General features: G+C 66.9%; 29 protein-coding genes and 1 riboswitch. Of the genes, 18 read left to right on the top strand and 11 right to left on the bottom strand.

Features of this window, described 5'->3' with window-relative positions; translation table 11 throughout:
* The first annotated feature begins 30 nt into the window (after positions 1–30).
* From C0V74_RS05325 to C0V74_RS05310, 4 genes are all read left to right on the top strand, one after another.
* On the top strand, positions 31–900 hold the full coding sequence (locus C0V74_RS05325; RefSeq protein ID WP_349236024.1) for a MipA/OmpV family protein: 870 nt from the start codon (positions 31–33) through the stop codon (positions 898–900).
* Positions 901–1,026: 126 nt separating this feature from the next.
* The gene (locus C0V74_RS05320) at positions 1,027–2,832 is read left to right on the top strand and encodes an NAD(P)/FAD-dependent oxidoreductase (RefSeq protein WP_143250929.1); all 1,806 of its coding nucleotides are present in this window, start codon (positions 1,027–1,029) and stop codon (positions 2,830–2,832) included.
* A gap of 27 nt (positions 2,833–2,859) precedes the next feature.
* Positions 2,860–2,999, top strand: a riboswitch (TPP riboswitch).
* A 29-nt stretch (positions 3,000–3,028) separates the two neighbouring features.
* Positions 3,029–4,885: a phosphomethylpyrimidine synthase ThiC gene (gene thiC / locus C0V74_RS05315; RefSeq protein WP_143250928.1), complete on the top strand. Its 1,857-nt coding sequence runs from the start codon at positions 3,029–3,031 to the stop codon at positions 4,883–4,885.
* Between the two features lie 154 nt (positions 4,886–5,039).
* Positions 5,040–5,387: a hypothetical protein gene (locus tag C0V74_RS05310; RefSeq protein WP_131624222.1), complete on the top strand. Its 348-nt coding sequence runs from the start codon at positions 5,040–5,042 to the stop codon at positions 5,385–5,387.
* A 95-nt stretch (positions 5,388–5,482) separates the two neighbouring features.
* On the opposite strand, the gene C0V74_RS13310 is transcribed toward C0V74_RS05310, so the two are convergent.
* Entirely contained in the window at positions 5,483–5,569 is an 87-nt protein-coding gene (locus tag C0V74_RS13310; RefSeq protein WP_143252174.1) for an Mpo1-like protein, read from the bottom strand.
* A 136-nt stretch (positions 5,570–5,705) separates the two neighbouring features.
* Here C0V74_RS13310 and C0V74_RS05300 point away from each other — a divergent pair, with 136 nt between their 5' ends.
* Entirely contained in the window at positions 5,706–5,909 is a 204-nt protein-coding gene (locus tag C0V74_RS05300) for a hypothetical protein (protein ID WP_143250927.1), read from the top strand.
* A gap of 20 nt (positions 5,910–5,929) precedes the next feature.
* Here C0V74_RS05300 and C0V74_RS13240 read toward each other — a convergent pair whose 3' ends face one another.
* The 4 genes from C0V74_RS13240 to C0V74_RS05285 form a co-directional block, all read right to left on the bottom strand.
* Positions 5,930–6,061: a hypothetical protein gene (locus C0V74_RS13240; protein WP_282595934.1), complete on the bottom strand. Its 132-nt coding sequence runs from the start codon at positions 6,059–6,061 to the stop codon at positions 5,930–5,932.
* Between the two features lie 97 nt (positions 6,062–6,158).
* A complete protein-coding gene (locus C0V74_RS05295) occupies positions 6,159–7,079 on the bottom strand; it encodes a hypothetical protein (RefSeq protein WP_143250926.1) in 921 nt (306 codons plus the stop codon).
* Positions 7,080–7,319, bottom strand: coding sequence for a hypothetical protein (locus C0V74_RS05290; RefSeq protein ID WP_143250925.1), 240 nt, complete (start codon positions 7,317–7,319; stop codon positions 7,080–7,082).
* Positions 7,320–7,372: 53 nt separating this feature from the next.
* A complete protein-coding gene (locus C0V74_RS05285; protein ID WP_143250924.1) occupies positions 7,373–7,849 on the bottom strand; it encodes a YaiI/YqxD family protein in 477 nt (158 codons plus the stop codon).
* 98 nt (positions 7,850–7,947) lie between these two features.
* Here C0V74_RS05285 and C0V74_RS05280 point away from each other — a divergent pair, with 98 nt between their 5' ends.
* The 4 genes from C0V74_RS05280 (at position 7,948) to C0V74_RS05265 (ending at position 10,029) form a co-directional block, all read left to right on the top strand.
* A complete protein-coding gene (locus C0V74_RS05280; protein WP_143250923.1) occupies positions 7,948–8,511 on the top strand; it encodes a YbhB/YbcL family Raf kinase inhibitor-like protein in 564 nt (187 codons plus the stop codon).
* Positions 8,512–8,642: 131 nt separating this feature from the next.
* Positions 8,643–9,215, top strand: a complete 573-nt coding sequence (locus tag C0V74_RS05275) for a DUF4142 domain-containing protein (RefSeq protein WP_168194156.1) — start codon at positions 8,643–8,645, stop codon at positions 9,213–9,215.
* 301 nt (positions 9,216–9,516) lie between these two features.
* On the top strand, positions 9,517–9,729 hold the full coding sequence (locus C0V74_RS05270; RefSeq protein ID WP_131624236.1) for a cold-shock protein: 213 nt from the start codon (positions 9,517–9,519) through the stop codon (positions 9,727–9,729).
* A gap of 69 nt (positions 9,730–9,798) precedes the next feature.
* Positions 9,799–10,029 (top strand): hypothetical protein, encoded by a 231-nt coding sequence (locus C0V74_RS05265; RefSeq protein WP_131624238.1) that lies wholly within the window; start codon positions 9,799–9,801, stop codon positions 10,027–10,029.
* Here the strand turns inward: C0V74_RS05265 and C0V74_RS05260 are convergent.
* Positions 10,008–10,490 (bottom strand): hypothetical protein, encoded by a 483-nt coding sequence (locus C0V74_RS05260; protein ID WP_143250921.1) that lies wholly within the window; start codon positions 10,488–10,490, stop codon positions 10,008–10,010. The two genes, C0V74_RS05265 and C0V74_RS05260, sit on opposite strands and share 22 nt — an antisense overlap.
* 129 nt (positions 10,491–10,619) lie before the next feature.
* Between C0V74_RS05260 and C0V74_RS05255 the strand changes: the two genes are divergently transcribed.
* Positions 10,620–11,081, top strand: coding sequence for a hypothetical protein (locus C0V74_RS05255; RefSeq protein WP_143250920.1), 462 nt, complete (start codon positions 10,620–10,622; stop codon positions 11,079–11,081).
* Here C0V74_RS05255 and C0V74_RS05250 read toward each other — a convergent pair.
* Complete coding sequence (locus C0V74_RS05250) at positions 11,078–11,806, bottom strand: folate-binding protein YgfZ (RefSeq protein ID WP_143250919.1); 729 nt, start codon at positions 11,804–11,806, stop codon at positions 11,078–11,080. The two genes, C0V74_RS05255 and C0V74_RS05250, sit on opposite strands and share 4 nt — an antisense overlap.
* Before the next feature lie 38 nt (positions 11,807–11,844).
* Here C0V74_RS05250 and pyrC point away from each other — a divergent pair, with 38 nt between their 5' ends.
* Positions 11,845–12,885, top strand: a complete 1,041-nt coding sequence (gene pyrC, locus C0V74_RS05245) for a dihydroorotase (protein ID WP_143250918.1) — start codon at positions 11,845–11,847, stop codon at positions 12,883–12,885.
* On the opposite strand, the gene rarD is transcribed toward pyrC, so the two are convergent.
* Positions 12,860–13,756 (bottom strand): EamA family transporter RarD, encoded by an 897-nt coding sequence (gene rarD / locus C0V74_RS05240; RefSeq protein ID WP_143250917.1) that lies wholly within the window; start codon positions 13,754–13,756, stop codon positions 12,860–12,862. The genes pyrC and rarD overlap by 26 nt on opposite strands.
* A gap of 200 nt (positions 13,757–13,956) precedes the next feature.
* On the opposite strand from rarD, the gene C0V74_RS05235 reads away from it, so the two are divergent.
* Positions 13,957–14,412, top strand: coding sequence for a glycine zipper 2TM domain-containing protein (locus C0V74_RS05235; protein WP_143250916.1), 456 nt, complete (start codon positions 13,957–13,959; stop codon positions 14,410–14,412).
* A gap of 142 nt (positions 14,413–14,554) precedes the next feature.
* Positions 14,555–15,250, top strand: a complete 696-nt coding sequence (locus C0V74_RS05230; protein WP_143250915.1) for a hypothetical protein — start codon at positions 14,555–14,557, stop codon at positions 15,248–15,250.
* Here C0V74_RS05230 and astD read toward each other — a convergent pair.
* On the bottom strand, positions 15,247–16,680 hold the full coding sequence (astD, locus tag C0V74_RS05225) for a succinylglutamate-semialdehyde dehydrogenase (RefSeq protein WP_143250914.1): 1,434 nt from the start codon (positions 16,678–16,680) through the stop codon (positions 15,247–15,249). The genes C0V74_RS05230 and astD overlap by 4 nt on opposite strands.
* Positions 16,681–16,764: 84 nt before the next feature.
* Entirely contained in the window at positions 16,765–18,210 is a 1,446-nt protein-coding gene (locus C0V74_RS05220) for a protein adenylyltransferase SelO family protein (protein ID WP_143250913.1), read from the bottom strand.
* 76 nt (positions 18,211–18,286) lie between these two features.
* Here C0V74_RS05220 and C0V74_RS05215 point away from each other — a divergent pair, with 76 nt between their 5' ends.
* The 5 genes from C0V74_RS05215 to C0V74_RS05195 all read left to right on the top strand — a co-directional run bounded on the left by C0V74_RS05215 (position 18,287) and on the right by C0V74_RS05195 (position 24,031).
* Complete coding sequence (locus C0V74_RS05215; protein ID WP_143250912.1) at positions 18,287–19,189, top strand: alpha/beta hydrolase; 903 nt, start codon at positions 18,287–18,289, stop codon at positions 19,187–19,189.
* Positions 19,186–20,340, top strand: coding sequence for a glycosyltransferase (locus C0V74_RS05210; RefSeq protein WP_143250911.1), 1,155 nt, complete (start codon positions 19,186–19,188; stop codon positions 20,338–20,340). Before C0V74_RS05215 ends, C0V74_RS05210 begins: the two co-directional genes overlap by 4 nt.
* A 132-nt stretch (positions 20,341–20,472) precedes the next feature.
* Complete coding sequence (locus C0V74_RS05205; protein ID WP_143250910.1) at positions 20,473–21,237, top strand: tetratricopeptide repeat protein; 765 nt, start codon at positions 20,473–20,475, stop codon at positions 21,235–21,237.
* Between the two features lie 23 nt (positions 21,238–21,260).
* Positions 21,261–22,610 carry a PQQ-binding-like beta-propeller repeat protein gene (locus C0V74_RS05200; RefSeq protein WP_143250909.1) on the top strand — a complete coding sequence of 450 codons (1,350 nt, stop codon included), beginning with the start codon at positions 21,261–21,263 and terminating at the stop codon, positions 22,608–22,610.
* 53 nt (positions 22,611–22,663) lie between these two features.
* Positions 22,664–24,031 carry an isoprenylcysteine carboxylmethyltransferase family protein gene (locus tag C0V74_RS05195; protein ID WP_143250908.1) on the top strand — a complete coding sequence of 456 codons (1,368 nt, stop codon included), beginning with the start codon at positions 22,664–22,666 and terminating at the stop codon, positions 24,029–24,031.
* 4 nt (positions 24,032–24,035) lie between these two features.
* Here the strand turns inward: C0V74_RS05195 and C0V74_RS05190 are convergent, their stop codons facing one another.
* Positions 24,036–24,335, bottom strand: coding sequence for a putative quinol monooxygenase (locus tag C0V74_RS05190; RefSeq protein ID WP_143250907.1), 300 nt, complete (start codon positions 24,333–24,335; stop codon positions 24,036–24,038).
* Between the last annotated feature and the right edge of the window lies 1 nt (position 24,336).

Genomic DNA, 24,336 nt, shown 5'->3' with positions numbered 1-24,336 from the left:
TTTGCTTCGGTACAACAGGGGTACATGAAAATGAGGACCATTATTTCGGGCGCTTGCCTGTCCGCCGCGCTGGCCGCTTCGCCGGTGCTGGCGCAGGACAGCGGCGCCGCTTCAGGGCCGCCGGCGGACATCGACATGACCGACACCGTCTATGACGATACCTGGATCAGCCTGGGCGTGGGGGTTGGCTATGGCCCCAGCTATGACGGGTCGGACGATTACGTCGCCTTCCCCGCGCCGATCGTTCAGGGCCGGGTCGCGGGCATCGGCATCCAGCCGCGCCCGGCGGGTCTCGCGCTCGATTTCATCCCCGACGCGGGGAACGGGGCGGGCTTCGCCTTTGGGCCGGTGGCGCGCGTGCGCACCAACCGCGCGCGGCAGATCAAGGATCCGGTGGTCCGCGCCGCGGGCAAGCTTGATACCGCGATCGAGGTCGGCGCCAACGCCGGGATCAGCCTGCCGCGGGTGCTGAACCCTTACGATTCGCTCAGCTTCGGCGCCGATGCGCTGTGGGACGTGGGCGGGGCGCACGAAGGTATGACCTTCACCCCGTCGGTCACTTACTTCACCCCGCTCAGCCGCGGAATGGCAGCCTCGCTGTCGCTGTCCGCCCAACATGGCGACGACGACTTCGCGCGCTACTACTATTCGGTCAGCCCGGCGCGGAGCGTGGCCAGCGGATTGCCGGTCTACACCGCCGACGGCGGCTGGAACAAGGCGGGCGCGACGTTGCTGACGGCCTTCGATTTCGATGGCGACCTGACCAACGGGGGCCTGTCGGCGGTGCTGATCGGGGGTTATTCGCGGATGCTGGGCGATGCCAAACGCACGCCGTTCACCAGCATTCGCGGCAGCGCGGATCAGTGGTTCACGGCCGTGGGGGTCGGCTACACCTTCTGATCTTCGAACGGGCTACGACCAGGCGCGGGCGCTCACTGGCGCGCGCGGTCGGTTGCCGCTTGCAACGAATCTGCCGCTCCGCCATCCTCGATCAGAGGCCCGATAACGGGCGGGAGAGGATCACGCATGCACGCGCCGGCGACAGCCACCACGATCGACAAGGACGCCCTGCGCGCCAAGTACGCCGAAGAACGCGACAAGCGGCTGAGGGCCGAGGGTTCGTCGCAGTATTTGCGGCTCGAACGCGAATTCGCCGAACTGGCGGCTGACCCCTACACCCCGATCACCCCGCGCGAGCCGCTGACCGATCACGTGACGTTCGCCTTCATCGGCGGCGGGTTCGCGGGGCTGGTCGTCGGCGCGCGGCTGAAGCAGGCCGGGATCACCGATGTGCGCATCGTCGAGAAGGGCGGCGATTTCGGCGGCACCTGGTACTGGAACCGCTACCCCGGTGCGCAGTGCGACACCGCGAGCATGATCTACATGCCGCTGCTCGAAGAAACCGGCCACATGCCGAGCGAGAAGTACGCGCACGCGCCCGAGATCCGCAACCACTGCAGCCGCATCGGCGAGACTTTCGGCCTGTACGACAAGGCGCTGTTCCATACCGAGGTGACGGGCCTGGAATGGAACGAGGGCGACAAGCTGTGGACCGTGCGTACGAACCGCGGCGACGCATTCGCCGCCAAATACGTCGGCATGGGCACCGGGCCGCTGCACGTCGCCAAGCTGCCGGGTCTGCCGGGGATCGAGACCTTCAAGGGCAAGGCGTTCCACACCAGCCGGTGGGACTATGCCTACACCGGCGGCAACCCCGAAGGCGCGCCCATGACGGGTCTTGCCGACAAGCGGGTAGCGATCATCGGCACCGGCGCGACGTCGGTCCAGGCGGTGCCGCACCTGGCGCGCGATGCGAAGGAACTGTACGTGTTCCAGCGTACCCCGTCATCGGTCGACCGCCGCGACAACGCGCCGCTGGATGACGACTGGTTCGCCAGCGTCGCGGAGCCGGGTTGGCAGCGTAAATGGCAGGACAACTTCGCCGCCAACCTCGGCGCCGGCTTCCCGGCCGAAGACCTTGTCAATGACGGGTGGACCGATCTTGCCAAGCGGATGCGCGCCAACCTGCGCACCGTGCCGCCGTCCGAGTGGACTCCCGCCCGGATGATGGCGGCGTTCGAGGATGCCGATTACGAGAAAATGGAGCAGATCCGCCGCCGCGCCGAGGAACTGGTCAACGATCCGAACACCGCCGACGACCTGAAGGCGTGGTATCGCCAGCTGTGCAAACGGCCGTGCTTTCACGACGAATACCTGCAGGCGTTCAACCGGCCCGGCGTGAAGCTGATCCACACCGATGGGCAGGGCGTGTCCGCGATCACCGAAAAGGGCGTGATGGCTAACGGCACCGAGTACGAGGTCGACTGCATCATCTATGCCTCGGGGTTCGAGATTTCGACCGACTACGTCGCGCGCGCCGGGTTCGACGCGGTGGGGCGGGACGGGCGAACGCTGTCGGAATACTGGGGCGGGGGGATGCGCACGCTCCACGGGTTGCACATCAACGGCTTTCCCAACCTGTTCATGGTCCAGCCGGCGCAGGCGGCCAACTTCATCGCCAACGTGCCGCACAACATCGTCGACCACGCCGATACCATCGCCAGCGTGGTGTCCGCCGCCGAGCAGCGCGGCGCGCAGACGGTGGAGCCCACGGCGGAGGCAGAGCAGGCCTGGCTCGACCTGCTGCGCACGGGCCCCGCGCGCGCGATCGGCAGCACGGAGTGCACGCCCGGATACTACAACAACGAGGGCAAGGGCTGGGGGGAGGACGCGCCGTTGTTCGTCGGCCACCCCGGCGGTGCCCTGGCGTATTTCGCGCACATTGATGCGTGGCGGAAATCGGGCCGGTTCGAAGGTCTGGAGTTCACCTAGACAGCCCGCCGGCACGAGCCTATCCATCCTGCATCCCCGGGGAGCCTGCGCCGCTATCGAGATATTTCGAAGGCGGTCAAAACTGGCTGAGAGGTGGGCTTCGCAACCCACGACCCGTCGAACCTGAACCCGTTAACACGGGCGGAGGGAGGGTCGCTGGCGAGGCGCTTTCCATCTGTCCACAGAGGAACTGCGCATGGCGGACATCAATTCCAAGCTCGAAATCGGCGTCACGACGGGAGCCATCCGCGGCAGCCGCAAGGTCCATGTCGGCCCGCTGGGCGTCGCGATGCGCGAGATCGTGCTGGAACCCTCCTGCGGTGAGCCGCCGGTGCGAGTGTATGACACCTCCGGCCCCTACACCGATCCTGCGTGCACGATCGACATCCGATCCGGCCTGCCGATGATCCGCCGCGACTGGCAACTCGCTCGCGGCGATGTGGAGGAATACGCCCCGCGTGAGGTCCGGCCGGAGGACAACGGCCAGCTCGGCCCCGATCGTTCAGGCGGCGTGCCCCCGTTCCCGACCGCGCTGCGCCGGCCGCTGCGGGCGAAAGCCGGCGGCAACATCAGCCAGATGCATTACGCCCGCCGCGGCATCATCACGCCCGAGATGGAATACGTCGCGGAACGCGAGAACCTCGGCCGCGAGCGCGCCGCGAACGAACGCGACGGCCAGGATTGGGGCGCCGAGATTCCCGACTACGTCACCCCCGAATTCGTCCGCGACGAAGTGGCGCGCGGGCGCGCGATCATCCCGTCCAACGTCAACCACCCCGAATGCGAGCCGATGGCGATCGGGCGCAACTTCCTGGTCAAGATCAACGCCAACATCGGTAACAGCGCGGTCGCCAGCGATGTCGCGAGCGAGGTCGACAAGATGGTCTGGTCGATCCGCTGGGGCGCCGACACCGTCATGGACCTCAGCACCGGGCGCAACATCCACGACACCCGCGAATGGATCATCCGCAACTCGCCCGTGCCCATCGGCACCGTGCCGATCTACCAGGCGCTGGAGAAGGTCGGCGGCATGGCCGAGGACCTGACCTGGGACATCTTCCGCGACACGCTGATCGAGCAGGCCGAGCAGGGCGTCGACTACTTCACCATCCACGCCGGCGTGCGCCTGCCGTACATCCCGATGACCGCCAAGCGCGTGACCGGCATCGTCAGCCGCGGCGGCTCGATCATGGCGAAATGGTGCCTCGCGCATCACAAGGAATCGTTCCTCTACGAACGCTTTGACGAGATCACCGAGATCATGAAGGCGTATGACATCGCCTATTCGCTGGGCGACGGCCTGCGCCCCGGATCGATCGCCGACGCCAACGACGAGGCGCAGTTCGCCGAGCTCTACACCCTGGGCGAGCTGACCAAGCGGGCCTGGGCGCAGGACGTGCAGGTGATGATCGAGGGTCCCGGCCACGTGCCGATGCACAAGATCAAGGCCAACATGGACAAGCAACTGGAGGCGTGCGGCGAGGCGCCGTTCTACACCCTCGGGCCGCTCGTCACCGACATCGCGCCGGGATACGATCACATCACCAGCGGCATCGGCGCGGCGATGATCGGGTGGTTCGGCACGGCGATGCTCTGCTACGTCACGCCCAAGGAGCATCTCGGCCTGCCCGACCGCGACGACGTGAAGGTGGGCGTGGTCACCTACAAGCTCGCCGCCCACGCCGCCGACCTCGCCAAGGGCCACCCCGCCGCCAAGGTCCGCGACGACGCGCTGAGCCGCGCCCGCTTCGAATTCCGCTGGCGCGACCAGTTCAACCTGTCGCTCGACCCCGACACGGCGGAGCAATACCACGACCAAACCCTGCCCGCCGAAGGCGCCAAGACCGCGCACTTCTGCTCGATGTGCGGACCCAAGTTCTGCTCGATGAAGATCACCCAGGAAGTGCGCGACTTCGCGGCGAAGCAGAACGCCCGGGTGGAGACGTTCGTCGCAGCCGAGGAGGCGGAGGCCGGGATGGCTGAGATGAGCCGGGTTTATAACGAGGGTGGGCGCGAGCTATACATTGGGACCGGTGGTAGGGAGCACGATTGAGCTTCGGGCCGTTGCTTCCTGAATCAAATAATCGCCAGCAAATAGTGGCGTCTTGTTGCGCGAGCTATGAGCGATTGAACTTTCACTGAGTTTCCGATCTGTCTGCGATCTCGGAAAAGATTACTTTTCGGCCATTCTGAAACGGAAATTTCTTATGAAAATTTTGTTGTACGTTTCAATTCTGGCCGCGCCGGTGGCCGTATCCGCTCATGAGATTACCGAGACGCTCGAGACGCCGATTAGGGCGACGTTGCATAGCCCAAAGCAGCCATTTGATCTGGAAATCTGTGTCGCTGATGCCATCACCCAGATTGGCGGTGCAGTTCCAGTCGCACTACGAAAGGGGCCGTCGGACGTTATGATGCTCGGCTACGGAAACACGCCGAAGATCATAATTATGTTGAGCGCTACCCCCTCTGGTACGACGCTCGAGGTGCGCACAAGGTCGGGTGACATGGACGACAAACTCGTGCGCAATCTCAGAGAAAGCTGTCAGATGTAGGTTCAATCAGGCCTTGCAATCCGTGCCGCCCTTAACTCCGGCCTCAGCGGCCCGGTCAGCCACAGCCACCGAATGCGGAAGTCGGCGGCGAGGCTTCATAGGGGGTAGGTGAAGGTCGCGGCGCGGTTCTTCTCGATGGTGAAGTGCGCGAGCACGGCGAAGAAGTAGCCCGCCACCGGCATCGCCAGCAGCCTCCACCAGCGGCTAGCACTACAGCGAAAACCGCTATCCCCGCCACCCGGCGCGGAGCCGGCGAGCGGCGCGCGCCCAGTCTGGTGCGGGGTTTACTCCCGGCGCTTGCGGTTCCACAGGACGGGCATGGCCGATCTGTATGCGAAGAAGCTCGAATCCGAACGCAAGACGCTGTGGGCGACTTGCCGGTTGAAGGGGCTGCCGGTGGGCACGCCCGAGCGCCAGCGGATTGCCGAGCTCGATCAGCTGATCGCCGAGCACAAGGCCAGGCCGGGCGCAAAGCCGGCGGGCAAGCCGGCGCCGAAGGCGGACCGCAAGACGCCCGGCTGACCGGCGGCCGGCGTCCCGGCTTACTTGTTGCGCATGTTCTCCAAGCCCTTGACTTCGCCGTGCTTCAGGGTCGGGGTGGAGGCGTTGGCTTTGGGCTTCTCCGCCTTGGGTTTGCGCTTTTCCTTGTTCGACTTAACCTGACCCTTGGCCATCTGCTCTCTCCGGTGGGCGTGACGCCCAGCCGCTCTCTAGCCGCAGGGGCGGCGGATAGCGACAGGAGCCGGCAGGCAGGTCGATCGAGGTCTGGTCCTAACCCCGCGGCGGGTACGCCCCGGTATAGAGCGCCGAGGGCTCTGAGGGTTCGTCGGCATCGTTCACGCACAACAGTTCAGGCCCGCTGGCTGTCTCGCGGATGGCGATGCCTTCCACCTTGAGGGGCGGGTCCAATGGATGGATCGCCGCGATGGCGAACTCCGGGTCGAGCTCCACGATGGCGGCGCCCATCAGGTCCCCATCGGCGTAATTGTCCTCAGTTTCCTCGGCGACGGTGGACAGCAGGATGCGGCCGTCAGGCAAGCGGCACGCGTCGGTCACGTTGAGCGGCACGCCCGACACCACCGGCAGCGCCAGTTCTGCCCGGACGGAGGCCTTGACCGGGCCGCCCGCCAGCACCGCGCCCAAAGGCACCTCGAGCATGTGTGACGCGGGTGAGCGCATGTTTCCGCGATTGAACAGCAGCAGCCCGTCACCCGCCAGCACGGCGCCCTCCACGTTGATCTCCGGCACCAGCGGCTCCAGCGCGGCGAACAGCGGCCGAAGGTCGATCGGGCGGGCGCGGGACTGTCCGCCAGCGTCGCCCAGTCCGATGACCGCCCCGCGCATCCGCCGAGCGGTCGATCCGCTGCCAAGCGCCAACAGGCGGCCTCCCGATGCGCCGGGCACGTCCACCAGCGTCTCGAAATCCGGCTTCGCCCGTTTGCGGTCCGCTTTGTCGCTCGGCAGATCGCCCTCGATGAGGGTGATCAACTCCCCCGGCCTGTCGCCGTCGAGCGTGAACACCGCCAGGCAATGGGCATCGTCGGCGACCACGTACAGCCGGTTTTCCCGCACCACGATCCCGCTCGCCGCCGACACGAACGCGTGCCCGGAAGCGAGCGGGGATTCCACTGTCAGATCGCGCAGGTGGTTCAGCTTCATCGGGCGCTCGTCAGGTTCAGGGACCTGCGGCATTCAGGAGTCCTTGCTGACCCCGTTGTCGTTGTCCTGCTCATCGACATCCTTCTCACCCAGCTGGCCGTGCCCGTGATAGGCGGCGCCGCTCTGGCCGCCGTGAAAACCGTCGGTATCCTTGGGCCCGACCGGCCCGCCGCCGCCCGCGCCGCGGGTGTCCCGGGGGCCGCTGGTGCCGTCGTATTCGCCTTTGTGTCCGTCGTCGGGCGCCATGTCGGGGGTCGGGTGCTTGTCAGCCATGGGGGTTCTCCTTCCCCCGGCAACGAGCCGCTCTGCCGCGGCGTTCCCGGAAGCTATCCGCGCGCGAGCCGGACCAACGCCTGGTCGAGCGCCTGCAGGAACCGCGAGCGGTCGGCCTTGCTGAACGGTGGGGGGCCGCCGCCGCTGCCGCCAAGCGGGCCGTCCATCCCGGCGCGCAAGTCGGACATGATGGCGCGGGTGGCGATCGCCGCGCCGATGCTGCCGGCGTCGAACGGCTTGCCGGTGTGCGCCAGGACCTGGGCGCCTGCCTTGAGGCACCGCTCGGCCAGCAGGATATCACCAGTGACGACCACCGACGATGGCGAGGCGTGGTCGGCGATCCAGTCATCCACAGCGTCGAACGCGTCCGACACCAGGACCCTGCGGATGAGCGGACTGTCGGGCACCCGGAACGGAGAGTTGCTGACCACGAAAACCAGAACCTTGTGACGCTGAGCGACGCGGTACACCTCGTCCTTCACCGGGCACGCGTCGGCGTCGACCAGCACGGTGGGGGGTTGGCGCTCCATGGCTTTGTCGCCTAGCGCGCTTTCGCACGCACCGCCAACGGCGGAACCGTCCCGCCTCGCGCGGTTTTTTCGCACAACTGCAAGTTTAAGGAATAACGATGCTGGAACACGTCCCCGCTTTCCTCGGTCGCGCGCTCAAGAACGTGCGGGCCGGCCACGGCAAGCTGGCGGTCGCACGGCTGGGCGCCGAGGACACGCTGCATAAGGGCGGCTTTGCCCTGACGAGCGCGGCGTTCGCTGACGGCGAGGAACTCGACCCGATGTTCACCGCCGATGAGGAGGATGCCTGCGCGCCGCCGCTGGCGTGGACCGCGCCGCCGGCCGGAACCCGGCAGCTCGCGCTGATCGTCGAGGATCCCGACGCTCCGAGTCCCGAGCCGCTCGTGCACCTGATCGGCTGGGGGTTCGACGGCAAGGCGGGCGACCTGTTCGAAGGGGACGAGCCGCCGATGGTGGGCCTCAACTCGTACAATCAGGCCGGCTGGCTCGCGCCCGATCCGCCCACCGGCCACGGCGTGCACGATTACGTGTTCCAGTTGTTCGCGCTCGATCGCGCGCTCGATCTGCAGCCCGGTGCCGGGCGTTCGGCGCTGGTGGAGGCGATGGAAGGGCACGTGCTCGCCGCAGCCGTTCTGACCGGCACATATCGCCGGGCAAGCTAGGTCGCGCTTGGGGTTAACCCTCACAATTGTCAGGGTTTTTCCCTTTCCTTACGTGGAACCCGACGGGCGATTGAAGGTTGCGTGAGCACGAGCTTTCAATGCCCGTTCCACTCAATCGAAGGGATGCCATCATGAAATATCGCTTGCTGATATCCGCTGCCGCTGCGCTCGCCCTGTCCGCTTGCGGCGGAGGGACCGACACCGCCGATACGGACGCAGTGGCGACTGACACTGCCATGGCTGGCGACACGACGACCGCCACCCCCGCCGGAGCGGACGCTTCCGCGATGACCGCGCAGGCGTTCGCTGACAAGCAGGCGGCGAGCGACATGTTCGAAATCGAAGCGGGCAAGCTGGCGCAGTCGATGGGCAAAAGCCAGGCGGTCAAGGATTTCGGCACGATGATGGTGACCGAGCACACCAAATCGACCGCCGATCTCAAGGCTGCCGCGGGTCAGGCGAGAGGCGTGACCGTGACGCCCAAGCTTGACGCCATGCAGCAGTCCAACCTCGATGCGCTGAAGAATGCCGGCGACCAGTTCGACGCGACTTACAAGCAGCAGCAGGTCCAGGCGCACGAGATGGCGCTGGCGACCCTGCAGGGCTATGCGCAGAACGGTGATACCGAGGCGCTCAAGCAGTTTGCCAGCAAGACCGCGCCGGTTGTCGAGAAGCACCTCGCTGAAGCGCGTGGGCTGAACTGACCCGCAAGCCGGGGCGGGCCCGTTGGTCGGCCCCGGCACCACCGGCGCTGCGATGAAATGAATGTCGCGCGCCGAGGGGCAGCCGCTCCCGACCGTGTTTGATTCGCTTTTGTTAAATGCCTGTGCTAGGCAACTGTCGCTGACGTCGAAATGTGCGACGGACTTCGACTTTTGACGACCGCCCCCGCTTTAGCGAGCCTTGGCGTAACCCAGACGACGACTTCCTTTCATCAGACGATCTGACGCCTCTCGTCCGCAAGTGCGGGCGGGTTGAACCACCTGTTTCTTGAAAGGAAACACCATGTCGAAAACCGGCACCGTAAAGTTCTTCAACACCGACAAGGGCTATGGCTTCATCCAGCCCGATGATGGCTCGCCCGACAGCTTCGTGCACATCTCGGCCGTTCAGGCCGCTGGGATGCAGACGCTCGACAAGGATCAGCGCCTCAACTTCGAAATCGAACAGGGCCGCAACGGCAAGGCCAGCGCAGTCAACCTGAGCGCTGCCGACTGATCAACCGATCGGCCCCTCCCGGCGTGTCCGGGAGGGGCTTATCGCCCGTCCAAAACAGGAGCATCGCCGTTGAGCCAGACCTTCGAATTCTACAACGCCCGCGCCAACGAGGCTGCGGCCGAAGCGGACGCGGCAACGCTGGACAACGTGCGGGACCGTAATCTGCGGGCAGCCAAGACCTGGCGCGGCCTGGCGGATCAGGCACGCAAGGTGATGGTGGACCGGGTTACCTCGGAACGCGAACGGGCCGAGCGCCGCTCCGCCGAAGAAGCCGCGCTTCAACCGCCGGCGAGCGCCTGATCCACGTCGATCAGGCGAGCCTCTCCGACAGGGGTGGGCTCCTCCTCGACTGAATAGTGGGCGGCATCCGCCACCTGCACTGCCGCATTGGCTGCTTCCTGAGCATCGACACGGACCGGTTCCGGCAGCGAATTGTCCGAACTGTAATCCTCCACGCTGTAATCGGGCAGTGGCGGCGGGTTCCATGCCGCTTCACGCCAGCCGAACCGGCGCTGCGCGTATAGCCCCCGCGTCGTCAGTTCGCCGACCTCCACGTTGCCTTCGGGCGTCTTCATCGCATAGTGATCGGGCAGCGATGGCTGATCCCGCAGCGGGGCGTCGATATCGATGACCGGGCGGGCGATCTCGTCCATGCCGATCCCCCCGCGCTGAATCGGGTTAGTATTGATGCTGGTGCCGCTCACCATTCCGGCGATCGAAACGAGTGCGCACGCACCGAGGAACAAGGGCGTCGCCTGCATGGCTTTCGCTCCCAATAATGTTGCTTTGGTATTTTAATGCGCTGTATTCGGCAGTGTTCCCGCGTCCCGCCACAACGAGCGGGTTTCAGGAGATCGTTTGTGCGCCGACCGACTTTACCGCTCCGCGCGATGCTTGTGGCCGTGATGCCGCTCGCCGCCTGTCAGGGGGCGCAATCTTCCGGAAGCGGACCCGAGGCTGCGTCTGGCGCAGGATCGATGCCGGGCGACATGAGCGAGACGCAGGCATACAGCGGCATCCGCGCGGACGAGACGGTGCGCTTCACCGGCACGGAGCCGTTCTGGGGCGGACAGGTCGCCGGGCCGACCCTGACGTATTCCACCCCGGAAGATCCCGACGGCACCCCGATTGCCGTCACCCGCTTCGCCGGACGCGGCGGGGTATCATGGACGGGGACCTTGCAGGACCGGCCGTTTCACCTGGCGATCACCGAAGGCCAGTGTTCCGACGGGATGAGCGATCGCACCTATCCGTTCACCGCGACGCTGCAGGTGCTTGGTGAACAACGCCAGGGCTGCGCCTGGACCCAGCGGCGACCGGCGACGCTGCCGGACGGCGCGACGGCGCCCTAATCGCGAAGCTGCATCCAGGCGGGGGCGTCCCCCGGCTCGACGGTTTCGACCCGCAAGAGATCGACCGCCAGGCCAAGCTCCGGGTACGCGGCCTTGCGCCGGTTTTCCGCCGATCGGGCGAGTGGAACCACAAACAGGCGCCGGTTGACCTTCTGGCGCCAGTTCATCCGCGCCGTATTCTCCTGCCCGATGTAGCAGCCCTTGGTGAAGCTGACCCCATGCAGTTCCGAGGCATTAGTCTCCAGCCACAGCACGTCGCCCAGTTCTCCGCGCCCTTCCGCGATACCGAGCGACAGGCGGTGCGCGCGCCATGCCGCGTCGGCCGCCTCTTCCTGAGCTGACACCGGTGCCAGCCACCGGTTGCCGAGGTCGGGCAACCGCGGGTCGGGGTGCGCGTCGCCGGCGGGCTGCGGTGACCAGTGCACTGCCAGTTCCGGCTCGCGTTCGATCGCGAGCTTGCGCCGCAGCCGGTAAAGCGACAGCCGTTTCACCAGTTCGTCCGCCACCGCCGCTTCGCAGTCCAGCAGCAGCGCGCCGTCCTCGCCCGGCCACACGAGCAGGTCGAACAGCGCCTTGCCCTGGGCGGTGAGCAGACCGGCGTAGACCGGCAGCGGCCCCGCGACATCGTTGGTCAGCAATCCTTGCAGGAAGCCCGCCGCATCTTCCCCCTCGGCTTGGGGAGAGACACGGACAATGGCGCGATCGAACAGGCGGGTGGCAGGCATGGGTGACAGATAGGAGCGCGCTCGCATAAGGGGAAGCAATGGCCGACTCCCTCACCATCCGCCGCCCCGATGATTGGCACGTCCACCTGCGCGACGGCGCCATGCTGCGCAGGGTGGTCGCGCACACCGCCCGTCAGTTCGCGCGCGCGATCGTTATGCCCAACCTGGCGCCACCGGTCACCACCACGGCGGCGGCGCAGGCATATCGCGAGCGGATTTTGGCCGCACTCCCTGATGGGCTGCCGTTCGAGCCGCTGATGACCGCCTATTTGACCGACCACACCGATCCTGCCGACCTGGTGCGCGGCAAGGGCGAAGGCGTGCTGACGGCGGCCAAGCTCTACCCTGCCAACGCCACCACCAACTCCGCGCACGGGGTCAGCGACATCCGCCACCTCGCCCCGGTGCTTGGCGCGATGGAGGAGGCCGGGCTGGTGCTGTGCGTGCATGGCGAGGTCACCGATGCTGAGGTCGACGTGTTCGACCGCGAGGCGGTGTTCATCGACCGTCACCTGCAGTGGATCGTGCGCGAGTTTCCCGCGCTCAAGGTCGTGCTGGAGCATGTGACGACCGAGGACGGGGTGCAATTCGTCGAGGCTGCCGCCCCCACCGTCGCGGCCACCATCACGCCGCAGCACCTGCATCTCAACCGCAACGCCATGCTGGTGGGCGGGATGCGTCCGCACGCCTATTGCCTGCCGGTCGCAAAGCGCGAGCGGCACCGGATAGCGCTGCGCAAGGCGGCGACTTCGGGTTCAGCGAAGTTCTTCCTCGGCACCGACAGCGCGCCGCATCCCCGGCACGACAAGGAATCGAGCTGCGGCTGTGCGGGCATCTTCAACGCGCCATTCGCGCTGGAAAGTTACCTGCAGGTGTTCGACGACGAAGGGGCGCTGGACCGGTTCGAAAGCTTCGCGTCGCTGAACGGTCCGGCGTTCTACGGCCTGCCGGTCAACGAGGCGACGGTCACCCTTGTGCGCGGCGGAGTTCAGGTGCCCGATGAAATCGCCGCGGGCGAGACGGTGATCGTTCCGTTTCACGCGGGCGAGATGCTCAGGTGGCGATTGGCGTCCGGTTAGCGCGCAAGTCCCACACGAAGATGGCGATCGCGATCCAGATCGTCACGAACGCGGCGAGCTGGACCGGCATCAGCGGCTTGTGGAACACCGTCAGGCCGAGGATGAACACGATCGTCGGGGCGAGGAACTGTACGAAGCCGAGGGTGGAATACGCCATCCGCCGCGCCGCCACCGCGAACAGCCATAGCGGGATGGCGGTCAGCGCGCCGCCGAGCATGATCAGCAGGCTGAGCTGCCAGTCATGTCCGAATGAGGAACCGACGGGCGACGCCGCGTACCACGCTGCCACCCCGATCGCCGGCGCCAGCAGGATCAGCGACTCGATCGTCAATCCCGGCAGCGCGCCCACCGGCACCCGCTTGCGCAACAGGCCATACGAGCCAAAGCTGAGCGCCAGGGTCAGGCTGATCCACAGCGTGGTGAGGGCACCGCCCAGCAACAGCGCGATGCCAGCAGCGGCGACGCCGACGGCGGTCCATCCGCGCGCGCTCAGCCGTTCTCCCAGCAGCAGCGTGCCCAGCAGCACGTTGATCAACGGGTTGATGTAATAGCCAAGGCTGGCGGCATAGACCTCGCCGGTCTGGATCGCCCAGATATAGACCAGCCAGTTCACCCCGATCAGCGCCGCGCTGGCGGTCAGCGTCGGCATGATGCGGGGATCGCGCAGCGCGGCCAGGATTTCCGGCAACTGGTGGCGCAGCCCTGCGATCAGCAGGCATAGCGGCAACGTCCAGACGATCCGCCAGGCGACGAACTCGACCGCCGGCACCGCGCTGACCAGAATCAGGTAGAGCGGCAGAATGCCCCACGTGAGGTAGGCTCCGAGGGCCGCTGGCAAGCCGGAGGGGGTGGCGGGGGCGCGATCGTTCATCTTGGCGCGGGCCGTAGGCTCGTCCCGATGGCCTCACAAGCGCCAGCCCACGGACGCGCGAGAGCAAAAATGTCGACCGGTGAAGTTTTTTCAAACCTGCACCCTTGGTTGCGCATCGTTCAGCTTCGCCCCGCTATTTATGAACACATCAAATGAGGCTTCCACTCCGCCTCTCCGTTCAAGAGTGAAAGGAAGACCCGATGCAGATTTCCCAGTTCAAGAGCGCAGCGCTGGCGCTGGCCGTCCCGGGTCTTGCGATCGCCACCCCGGTGCTGGCCGCGCCCGCGCCGCATAGCGCCGCCTATGCCAACAGCGCAGTCTGGGGCGACCAGAACGTGAACCAGTCCCGCAAGCACAAGCGCCACTACGAGCGTCAGGATTGGCGCTATTACGGTGGCAGCAACTATCAGCAGCAGGGCTATTACGGCGAGCCTGTCTACGCTAACACCCGTGTGTGGCGCGGCGACAACAATCAGTACTACTGCAAGCGTTCCAACGGCACGACCGGCCTGCTGATCGGCGGCGCGGCGGGTGCCTTGCTGGGCCGTGAGGTTGTCGGCCGCAACGGCGACCGCACCCTCGGCGCCATTCTCGGCGCGGCGGGCGGTGCGCTTCTCGGCCGCTCGATCGACAATGGCGGCGCCCGCTGCCGCTAGGCGGAAGGCTGAACAGCTTTGCGACCGTGCCCACCCACGGTCGCAAGCCGCGAACTCTCTAGGGGGATCGCGGGAAGGCGTCTCTTGCTTCGGCAAGAGGCGCCTTCTTTCTTATGCGTTCAGGATGGGTTACGCCGGTTCGATGATCCGCAGCGCGCTTTTCGGTTTTCTGGCGCTGTGCCTTGCGGGCTGCGGCGATGACACCGAGCCCGCTGCTCCAGCCCCGCTTGATCCCGCGATTGCCCAGGCGCTGAACGATCCGTTGATGACCGACCCCGACCTTTCGTCCAGCAACGAAGGGGCGGCCGCCATCACCGTACAAATCGATGGTCCCCTGCCCATCCTCCCGCCACGCGACCAGGCGGTCGAAGATGCCCGTGCCGAGGCCCGGAGGTTGCTTGGTGCCGGTAAGCCGGTGTCGGTCCCGCAGGCGTCGGGGCAGGTGCCCCCGTTACCGAACGATCGTGAGCCTGCCGACCACCTTCAAGCGCTCAAGACAAAGACCACGTGCCGGGCGAAGCTGATCAATTCCGCCATCTGGGCTGCGCGCCTGCCGCCGGCGCTGCCGATATATCCCCGCGGCGCCACGCAGGCCGCCACCGGCGGTGACGGCAGCGGGTGCCGCGTGCTGGCGGTGATCTTCACGACCCCTGTGCCGCTGGACGAAGTGCGCGCCTTCTATTGGCACAAGGCGCAGGGTGCAGGGCTTGCGCCAGTTCACCGCTCGGCGGGGGAGTGGGCCGTGGTGCAAGGTCAGGATAGCGCGATCGCGTTCGACTTGCGCCTGCGTGAACGCGGTGGTGAGACCATCGCCCAACTGGCGGTGGTCACCCGCTAGGCCATCGGCTTGCGCGTTTCCTCGCGAAAACCTGCGCCCAGGCTGGCTCGCGGCTGCTCCATTTCGGTGCTGGCGACCGGGTATGCGCAGTAGTCGGCGGCATAGAACGCCGCGGGCCGGTGGTTACCCGACAGGCCCAGCCCGCCGAACGGCGCCTTGCTGCTCGCCCCGCTGGTCGGGCGATTCCAGTTGATGATGCCGGCGCGCACATTGGCCCAGAAGCGGTTGTAATCCTGTGGATTGCCCCCGACGAGCGAGGCGCTGAGGCCGAAGCGGGTGTTGTTCGCCTCTGCAATCGCCTGATCGAAATCATCGACCTTCACCACCTGCAACAGCGGCCCGAACAGCTCCACGTCCGGGCGGTCCGTCATGGCCGAAACATCGATGATCGCCGGGCTGACGAAGGGCAGGTCTTCGCTCGGACGCTGCATGTGCTTGATCGCGCGCCCGCCGTTGGACAGCAGGTACAGGAAGCTTTCGGTCAACTGGTCCGCCGCCCGGTTGTCGATCACCGGGCCCATGAACGGCACGGGGTCGGCAAACGGATGATCGTAGACGATCCGGTCGGCCAGCTTCTTCACCTCGCTTACCAAGGCATCGTACATGCTCGCCTTGACGATCAGCCGGCGCGCGGCGGTGCAGCGCTGGCCCGCGGTCATGAACGCACTCTGGATCACCAGAATGGCGGCGTCGGTGACCAGCGGCGTGTCGATCACCACGATCGGGTTGTTGCCGCCCATTTCCAGCGCGACGATCTTGCCGGGGTTGGTGGCCAGTTTCTTGTTGATCGCGATGCCGGCCTGCACGCTGCCGGTGAACAGCACCCCGTCGACATCGCGGTGCGCGACCAGCGCCTGACCCTCGCCGGGTCCGCCGACCAGCAGCTGGATCACCGCAGCGGAAATCCCGGCGCGGTGGAAGCAGCCGACCAGGAATTCGCCCACCGCGGGCGTCTTCTCGCTCGGCTTGAAGACCACCACGTTGCCCGCGATCAGCGCAGGGATGATGTGACCGTTGGGCAAGTGCGCGGGGAAGTTATACGGGCCCAGCACGGCCATCACCCCATGGGGCTTGTGGCGCACCGCGGAGCTGCCCTGCAGCGCACTGTCGAGCCGTTTCTGGCCGGTGCGTTCGGCATAGGCACTGACCGAGATATCGACCTTGGCAATGACCGCTTCCACCTCGGTCCGGGCCTCCCACAGGGGCTTGCCGGTTTCCCGCGCGATCAACTCGGCGAACGTGTCGCTCTGCTTGCGTACTTCGTTGGCGAACCGGCGGCACAATTCGATCCGGGTCGCGAGCGGCTGGGCCGCCCACGCTGGCCAGGCACGACGGGCGCGGTCGACCACCGCGTCGACGTTCCCGGGCGTGCCGCGCCACAGTTCAGCGCCGGTCGCGGGCTCGATGGAAATGATCTCACTGCTGGGCAATCGAGGATATCCGAAGTGAGGCGCCGCCGCGGCCGCGCGCGAAAGATGAACGTCGCGCGCTTTCTAGCGCAGGGGGTCTTGCGGTCAAATGGCCGGGCGTGGTGAAGAATGCGTAGTGGCCGCGCCGGGTTCCGCGTGCCCCGCAGCCTGGGGAGCGGGGCCGAGCCGCTCGCCGAAACTCCGAATCGCCGCGACTTGCGCCGTCAATGGCTGCCAGTCGTCGCGCTCGGCTATGGCGGTCCAGATGCGCTCCACCTGATCGATCACCAAGCTGGGCGGCGCTTCGTCGCTGTTCAGCGGATCGCCCGTTGGCTGATAGTCTGCCAGCGCCACAGCCAGCGCGCCCTCTGCCGCGCGCCCATGGCGATGGCGGTGGAAGAAAGCATCGGGTGCCGCGCCGCTTTCGCTCATCGCGGCCTCGCTGGCAGTGACGACGGCGGTGTCGCGCTCCTCGCCCAGGCTGGCGAGGCCGAGCCGCCACAGCCAGCGTCGGCGGACATTCGCCATGTACAGCGGGCCGAACCGCTCCAGCGCGGCCAGCAGCGGCGCCCCGTCCGCCAGGGTGCGCAGCGCCATCGCCAGCTGTCCGCAGTTCCAGTACAGCGCTTCGGGCTGGCGACCGAAGGCGTACAGGCCCGCGTGGTCGAAATAGGCGGCGGTAAAGCCCGGATTCCAGTCCGGCAACCAGCGCCACGGACCGTAGTCGAAGCTCTCGCCGGTCACGTTCATGTTGTCGGTGTTGAGCACCCCGTGGACGAACCCCGCCACCATCCAGCTGGCCGCCAGGTCGGCCAGCCGCTCGACCACCTGATGAAGCAAGATCACCGCGGGCTCATCCCGGCCCGGCGCGTCGGCGGGGGGCAGGGGTCCGGGGAATTCGCGGAGGCAATATGCCACCAGCTGCGCCATGTGGTCCCGCTCCTCCAGCGCCGCCAGCCGCTGAAACGTACCGATGCGGATGTGCCCGTGGCTAAGGCGGACCAGCACTGCGGAACGGGTGGGGGAAGGTTCATCCCCGCGCACCAATTCCTCACCGGTCTCGACGATGGAGAAAGTCTTGCTGGTGTTGACGCCCAGCGCCTCCAGCATCTCGGTCGCCAGCAATTCGCGCACCGCTCCCTTCAGCGTCAGGCGGCCGTCCGCCGTGCGGCTGTGCGGCGTGCGGCCGGAACCCTTCGTGCCAAGCTCGAGCAGCCGGCCGCGTCCGTCGCGCATCTGCGCGAAGGTGAACCCGCGCCCGTCGCCGATCTCGGGATTGTACACTCGGAACTGGTGCCCGTGGTAGCGCAGCGCGAGCGGGCCGGGCAACGTATCCGCCAACGGTTTGAACCGCGCGAAATGGCGCACCCAATCAGCGCCCGACAACTCTGCCAGGCCGATCCCGGCGGCCGCGCGATCGTTGCGCCAACGCAGGGTGGTTTCGGGAAAATCGGCCGGGGCGACGGGGTCCGCCAGCCACTCGGCAAGCTCCATCAGCGGTGCCCGCGGTTGATAGGCCTGCTGTTCGGCCTGTTGCGGTTCGCGTTCCATCAAGCGATAGTGGGGGCATGGGGACGACCGTTCAAGCGGCGCGTCCGATCGCTAGATCAGGAAACCGGACGCACCGATGGACATTCACGACCGCGCCGGTCCGGATCGCAGCGCTGCGGCACCCAAGGGGTGGAGCGACCGGTTCTGGCACTCGGCAGATGGACTGCAACTCCATTACCGCGACTATGCGGGAGCTGCCGACCGCGCCCCCGTGATCGTGCTTCACGGGTTGACCCGCAATGCCCGTGACGGCGCTGAACTGGCCGGGCGTCTGGCGGGGACACGCCGGGTGCTGGTCCCCGAAATGCGCGGGCGGGGCATGTCCGACTATGCGCCCGACAGCGCGAGCTACAATCCGGTGCAGTATGTCGCCGATCTCGTGGCGCTGCTCGATCAGGAAGGCATTACGCGGTTCGTAGCCGTGGGCACCTCGCTGGGCGGGCTGATGACGATGCTGCTGGCGCTGCAGCAGCCCGAACGGATCGCCGCCGCCGTGCTGGTGGACGTGGGGCCCGAGATCGACCCCGCGGGCATCGAACGGATCCTGGAATACGTGGGCCAGGGCGGCAGCTTCGCCACCTGGATGCACGCCGCGCGCGCGCTGCAGGAACTGCACGGCGATGTGCACCCCGACTTCGCGCTGGAGGACTGGCTCGCGATGGCCAAGCGGGTGATGGCGCTGGGCGCCAACGGCCGCGTGGCATACGATTACGACATGTCGATCGCCGACCCCTTCCATGTCGAGGCGGCACCGCCGGCGGCTGACCTGTGGCCGGCGTTCGAAGCGCTTGCCAACCGGCCGCTGCTGCTGCTGCGCGGTGAAAGCTCGGCGATCCTGTCCGCCGCGACAGCGCGCGAGATGCAGCGCCGGGTGCCCGACCTGACCGTCGTCACCGTCCCCCGCGTCGGTCACGCGCCGACGCTTGCCGAGCCGCAGTCCATCGCGGCGATCGAGGCCCTGCTCGCGAACGTGGCATGAGCGCTGCAAACCGCGCGCCCACAGCGCGCATCCTTCACCTGCACTCGACGTTCTCTGCCGGCGGCAAGGAACGCCGCGCGGTGCGGCTGATGAACGCGTTCGGGCCCAGGGTCGCGCACACGGTGGTCACCGGCGTCTTGGGCGAGACCGGCGCGGCGCGGGAATTGTCACGGGCGCTCAAGATCGCGTACCCCACCGATTTCCCCGCGCTGGCCGGGCGGCCGACGCCCGCGCGCCTGCAGAAGATCGCGCGCGCGATGCAGGGCCACGACCTCGTGCTGACCTATAACTGGGGGGCGCTCGATGCGGTGATGGCGCACACGCTGTTCGCCGACTTCTATCGCCTGCCGCCGCTGATTCATCACGAGGACGGATTTAACGCCGACGAGCAGGGCGGCCTGAAGAAAAGCCGTAACTGGTACCGCCGGATCGCGCTGGGCCGCGCCCGCGCGCTGGTGGTCCCGTCCGAGGTGCTGGAGGAGATCGCGTTGACCGCCTGGGCCCAGCCTTTGGGCCGGGTGCACCGGATCCCCAACGGGATCGACACCGCCGCCTTCGCCAAAAAACCGCGCGCGGACGCGTTGCAGGGCATCATCAAGCGCAAGGGCGAACTGTGGGTCGGGACGCTGGCGGGTATGCGGCCAGTCAAGAACCTGCCGGGTCTCGTCCGCGCTTTCGCGCCGTTACCTGCGCAGTGGCAGCTGGTGATCGTGGGCGACGGCCCCGAACGGGCGGCGATCCGCGCCGAGGCCGAACGGCTGGGCATCGAGGATCGGGTTCATCTACCGGGCTTCGCCCCCGACCCCGCGCGGTTCGTCGGCCTGTTCGACATATTCGCGCTGTCTTCCCACAGCGAGCAATTTCCGCTTTCCCTGGTCGAGGCGATGGCTGCCGGCATCGCCGTCGCCGCGCCAGCCGTGGGGGACATCGCCGACATGGTGTCGCCAGACAACCAGCCCTTCATCACGCCGCGCGCTGACGAGGCCGCGCTGTCCGGCACGCTGGCGGCGTTGGCGGTGGACACCGGTCTCAGGAACCGGCTGGGCCAGTCGAACCGGCTTCACGCCCGCGCGCACTTCGAAGAACGCGCCATGATCGAAGCGTACCGCCGACTCTATGCAGCGGCGATGGGCCGAGAGAGCCTGCCATAGCGCTTCACTTAGCGTTCACCGCCGGGGACGCATCCGGTTTGCAAGTTGAATTGGCCTGTCCTTAAGGTAAAGACGCCCGCGCGACCGGTTGGCGGATCGCATGGCATTACATAAACGAACGGCATCACGCGCTTGGCCCTGACCCCCGACAAATCACTTGCTCCTGACGACAAGCGCGCACGCGCCGCGGCAGCGCAGAACGACGTTCTGCTGCGCGAGGTGGACGATGCCGTGCGGCAGGACCAGTACGCCGATGCGGCCCGGCGCTATGGCCGCCCGGCGCTGATCGCGGTCGTGGTGGTCCTTGCCCTGTTCGCCGCCTACCTGTTCTGGAACAGCCGGCAGGACGCTGCGCGGGAACGCGATTCCGAAGCGCTGGTCGGCGCGCTCGATCAGGTGGAACGCGGTAATCTGGAAAGCGGTGCGACCGCGCTCGACCCGCTGATTGCCGATGGAACGGATGGTGCGAAGGCGGCCGCGCAGATGCTCAAGGCGGGGATCGCCATGGAGCAATCCAAACCCGATGACGCCGTCAAGCTTTACGATGCGGTCGCCGCCGACGGCGATGCGCCCCAGGCGCTGCGCGATCTGGCGACGATCCGCGGGGTAACCGCCCGTTATGACCGGCTCGCGCCGGCTGACGTGATCGGCCGGCTGAAGCCGCTGGCGGTGCCGGGCAACGCTTGGTTCGGACCTGCCGGGGAACTCGTCGCCATGGCGTATCTCGACCAGGGGAACACCGCCGAAGCCGGCGCGCTGTTCGCTGCGATCGCCAAGGACAAGGGGACCTCTGAAACGCTCAGGTCCCGCACCCGTCAGATGGCCGGCTTGCTGGGCGTAGACGCGATCGATGATGTCGACACAGTGCTCAACCGCCCGCAAGCCGCCGGCGAATGATTAAAACAAGGAACCGACCGCCGATGACCACTGCCAAGGCTCTATCAACAGCCGGGCGCGCGACGCTGACCCTGGCACTGGCGCTGGGGCTGTCGGCGTGTGGCGGCGGGCTGTTCGGCGGCAAGGACAAGAAAGTCACGCCCACGGTCGGCAACCGCATCCCGGTGCTGTCGCGGATTGAAGGCGTGAAGATCGACCCGGCGCTGGCCGGCGTTTCGGTCGTGCTCCCGCCAGCTTCGGCCAACACCGAATGGGCGCAGGGAGGCGGCACCGCGGCCAAGTCCTACGGCCACCTGGCGCTGGGCGAAAACCTGTCTCAGGCGTGGAGCGCGCAGATCCCCGGATCGACGCAGCGCCGGCGGCTGGCCGCTGCGCCGGTGATCGGCGGCGGGATGCTGTTCGTGCAGGACAGCGCGGGCGTGGTCCACGCGTTCGATGCCCAGACCGGCGCGCGCAGCTGGACCCACACCGCCGAGGTCGCGAGCAATGTCAGCTCGTCCAATTTCGGCGGCGGGGTCAGCTACGATTCCGGCCGGGTCTACGTCACCAACGGCGTGGGCGAAGTGCTCGCGCTCGATGCCTCGAACGGCAGCCAGATCTGGAAGGTCAAGCCCGGTGGGCCGCTGCGCGGTGCTCCCACCGTGGCGTTCGGTTCGGTCTATGTGATGACGCAGGACAACCAGATTTTCGCGCTCTCCAGCGGCGACGGCAAGCTGCAATGGACCGAATCCGGCTCCAGCGCGCAAACCGGCGTGTTCGGGGTGGCAGCGCCGGCCGCCGCGCAAGGGACGGTCATCGCGGGCTATTCCAGCGGCGAACTGGTTGCGTACCGGTACGAAAACGGCCGCTCGTTGTGGGCCGACGCGCTTGCCAGGACCTCGATCTCGACCGAGGTCGGCGCACTGACCGACATCGACGCCGATCCGATCATCGATTCCGGCCGCGTCTATGCCCTGGGGCAGGGCGGGCGCATGGCGGCGTATGAACTGGTCACCGGCCAGCGCATCTGGGAACTCAACCTCGCGGGGATTTCCACCCCCGCGGTCGCGGGCGAGTGGATCTTCACGCTGACCGACGACGCGCGCCTGCTGGCGATCGCCCGCGGCACCGGCAAGGTGCGCTGGATCACCGACCTCGGCCAATGGCGCAACGCGGAAAAGAAGAAGGATCCGCTGTTCTGGACCGGGCCGGTGCTGGCCGGAGGCAACCTGTGGGTCGCCAATTCCGCAGGGCAAATCCATCGCGTAAGTCCGGCCGAAGGGTCGGCAACGCTGTTCCAGACGGTCAAGTCACCCGTCAGCCTGGCCCCGGTGGTCGCGAACAACACGCTCTACGTGCTGGATGACGGCGGCACGATCCACGCATACCGCTGACCCGTTCGCGCTTTGCCGCACTGTTAACCGTTAGCGGGTAATGCCGGGCGCCAATGAGCGCGCCCGATCGTCCCGCCGTATCCCACCGCCCGCCGAGTGATGTCTCGGCGTGGGTAGGGTTGGCAGGTCTTGCCGGGCTGTTCGCCTGGTTCCTGATCTGCCGCCATTGGCCTGAGGTCGCCGCTTCCTTTGGTGTGCCCGGTCCACGGTTGCGGATGGACGGGCCATACGCCGCGCTGGCTGCGATGGTCTGGTCGGTGCTGCCGATGATCGTCGCCACGCTGGTGATCGACAAGGCGCACCGCCGCGCCTCGACCGGCATCGACTGGTCGCGCAAAAAGCTGCTGCGCGAGACGTGGCCGGTTTCGGCGGTCAAGCTGCTGGCGCTGTGGGCGACCTGGCTGGTCATCGCCGGCGTGTATTGCCTCGCCCGGTGGTACTGGGCCGAGCCGTACCTGTTCGCGATGGGCGTGCTGAAGGCGGCGGCCATCCCGCTGTTTGTTCTCGCGGTGCCGTACGTTGCGTGGCTGGATCGCTACATGGTGAACCCCCGCGATCATGCGTGGCACTTTGGCGCGATGCTGTTGGGCCAGCCGTTCGATGCGGCCGAGGTGAAGCGGCACTGGCGCGCGTGGATCATCAAGGGGTTCTTCGGCGCGTTCATGATCTCGATCCTGCCCGCCGGTTGGCAGGCTGCGGTCAATGCCGATTACGCCGCGATGCTGGGCAATCCCGCGGCGCTGGGCATGGCGCTCATCACCCTACTGTTTCTGATCGACGTGCAGATCGGCGCGGTCGGCTATCTCGTCACGTTCCGCCCGCTCGACGCGCATATCCGCAGCGGCAATCCGCTGCTCGCCGGTTGGGTCGCGGCGCTGATATGCTATCCGCCGTTCGTCTACGGCTTCTTGGGCAACGGCATCCTGGGGTATGAGTTCGGCACGCCGGGCAGGGGCGATGCCAACTGGACCGTCTGGCTTGCCGCTCACCCGGGGCTGATGTGGCTGTGGGCCGGACTGCTGGTGACGCTGACCGCGATCTATGCCTGGGCAACCTTCGCTTTCGGCCTGCGGTTCTCCAACCTTACCTATCGCGGCGTGCTGACGAACGGCCCTTATCGCTTCACCCGCCACCCGGCGTACCTGTCGAAGAACGCGTTCTGGTGGGCCTCCACCCTGCCGTTCCTCGTCACGAACGGGTCGCTCACCGACACCATCCGCAACACGGTGTGCCTGGCCGCGGTCAACGCGATCTATTTCTGGCGCGCGCGCACGGAGGAGGAGCACTTGTGGGCCGAAGACCCCAAGTACCGCGCGTACCACACATGGATGAGCGAGCACGGGCTGATCACCGCCCCGCTGGTGCGCCTGAAATGCTTGCTGCGGCCGCGCGGCGGCGCGCTTCCCCTGCCGGCGGAGTGACCCGCTAGAGCGGGGTGCCTTCGCCGACCTCGTACCATTTGAGATCGCGTTCCAGGACGCCGGCCTCGCGCATCGCGGACCCCCAGATCTTCATGTGCGGCGCCGCGCCGTGCGCCTTCAGCGCATCCATGTCGCGCCACAGCTCCGACACGTGCATCAGATCCGGGTCGAGCACGTCGCGGGCGTAGGCGTACTGGATGCAGCCATCTTCCGCGCGGGTGGCGCTGAGAACCGTCTCCATCGCATCGCGCACCTTGTCGAGCCCGCCTGCAGCAACTCGCACCGTTCCGGCAATCAGGATCATC

It is taken from the genome of Altererythrobacter sp. TH136, from assembly GCF_007065885.1.
GTDB lineage: Bacteria > Pseudomonadota > Alphaproteobacteria > Sphingomonadales > Sphingomonadaceae > Tsuneonella.
This window is presented reverse-complemented; position numbering and strand designations above follow the sequence as displayed.

Coding starts and splice junctions, on each gene's coding strand:
- pyrC (WP_143250918.1), top strand. CDS start 11,845: ATGGCCGACTCCCTCACCATCCGCCGCCCCGATGATTGGCACGTCCAC.
- C0V74_RS13310 (WP_143252174.1), bottom strand. CDS start 5,569: ATGCCGGTGGCGGGCTACTTCTTCGCCGTGCTCGCGCACTTCACCATC.
- C0V74_RS05275 (WP_168194156.1), top strand. CDS start 8,643: ATGAAATATCGCTTGCTGATATCCGCTGCCGCTGCGCTCGCCCTGTCC.
- C0V74_RS05190 (WP_143250907.1), bottom strand. CDS start 24,335: ATGATCCTGATTGCCGGAACGGTGCGAGTTGCTGCAGGCGGGCTCGAC.
- C0V74_RS05210 (WP_143250911.1), top strand. CDS start 19,186: ATGAGCGCTGCAAACCGCGCGCCCACAGCGCGCATCCTTCACCTGCAC.
- C0V74_RS05295 (WP_143250926.1), bottom strand. CDS start 7,079: ATGCCGCAGGTCCCTGAACCTGACGAGCGCCCGATGAAGCTGAACCAC.
- C0V74_RS05290 (WP_143250925.1), bottom strand. CDS start 7,319: ATGGCTGACAAGCACCCGACCCCCGACATGGCGCCCGACGACGGACAC.
- C0V74_RS05270 (WP_131624236.1), top strand. CDS start 9,517: ATGTCGAAAACCGGCACCGTAAAGTTCTTCAACACCGACAAGGGCTAT.
- C0V74_RS05215 (WP_143250912.1), top strand. CDS start 18,287: ATGGACATTCACGACCGCGCCGGTCCGGATCGCAGCGCTGCGGCACCC.
- C0V74_RS05230 (WP_143250915.1), top strand. CDS start 14,555: ATGATCCGCAGCGCGCTTTTCGGTTTTCTGGCGCTGTGCCTTGCGGGC.
- C0V74_RS05195 (WP_143250908.1), top strand. CDS start 22,664: ATGAGCGCGCCCGATCGTCCCGCCGTATCCCACCGCCCGCCGAGTGAT.
- C0V74_RS05200 (WP_143250909.1), top strand. CDS start 21,261: ATGACCACTGCCAAGGCTCTATCAACAGCCGGGCGCGCGACGCTGACC.
- C0V74_RS05310 (WP_131624222.1), top strand. CDS start 5,040: ATGAAAATTTTGTTGTACGTTTCAATTCTGGCCGCGCCGGTGGCCGTA.
- C0V74_RS05320 (WP_143250929.1), top strand. CDS start 1,027: ATGCACGCGCCGGCGACAGCCACCACGATCGACAAGGACGCCCTGCGC.
- C0V74_RS05285 (WP_143250924.1), bottom strand. CDS start 7,849: ATGGAGCGCCAACCCCCCACCGTGCTGGTCGACGCCGACGCGTGCCCG.
- thiC (WP_143250928.1), top strand. CDS start 3,029: ATGGCGGACATCAATTCCAAGCTCGAAATCGGCGTCACGACGGGAGCC.
- C0V74_RS13240 (WP_282595934.1), bottom strand. CDS start 6,061: ATGGCCAAGGGTCAGGTTAAGTCGAACAAGGAAAAGCGCAAACCCAAG.
- C0V74_RS05300 (WP_143250927.1), top strand. CDS start 5,706: ATGGCCGATCTGTATGCGAAGAAGCTCGAATCCGAACGCAAGACGCTG.
- C0V74_RS05255 (WP_143250920.1), top strand. CDS start 10,620: ATGCTTGTGGCCGTGATGCCGCTCGCCGCCTGTCAGGGGGCGCAATCT.
- C0V74_RS05280 (WP_143250923.1), top strand. CDS start 7,948: ATGCTGGAACACGTCCCCGCTTTCCTCGGTCGCGCGCTCAAGAACGTG.
- C0V74_RS05260 (WP_143250921.1), bottom strand. CDS start 10,490: ATGCAGGCGACGCCCTTGTTCCTCGGTGCGTGCGCACTCGTTTCGATC.
- C0V74_RS05250 (WP_143250919.1), bottom strand. CDS start 11,806: ATGCCTGCCACCCGCCTGTTCGATCGCGCCATTGTCCGTGTCTCTCCC.
- C0V74_RS05235 (WP_143250916.1), top strand. CDS start 13,957: ATGCAGATTTCCCAGTTCAAGAGCGCAGCGCTGGCGCTGGCCGTCCCG.
- C0V74_RS05220 (WP_143250913.1), bottom strand. CDS start 18,210: ATGGAACGCGAACCGCAACAGGCCGAACAGCAGGCCTATCAACCGCGG.
- C0V74_RS05325 (WP_349236024.1), top strand. CDS start 31: ATGAGGACCATTATTTCGGGCGCTTGCCTGTCCGCCGCGCTGGCCGCT.
- rarD (WP_143250917.1), bottom strand. CDS start 13,756: ATGAACGATCGCGCCCCCGCCACCCCCTCCGGCTTGCCAGCGGCCCTC.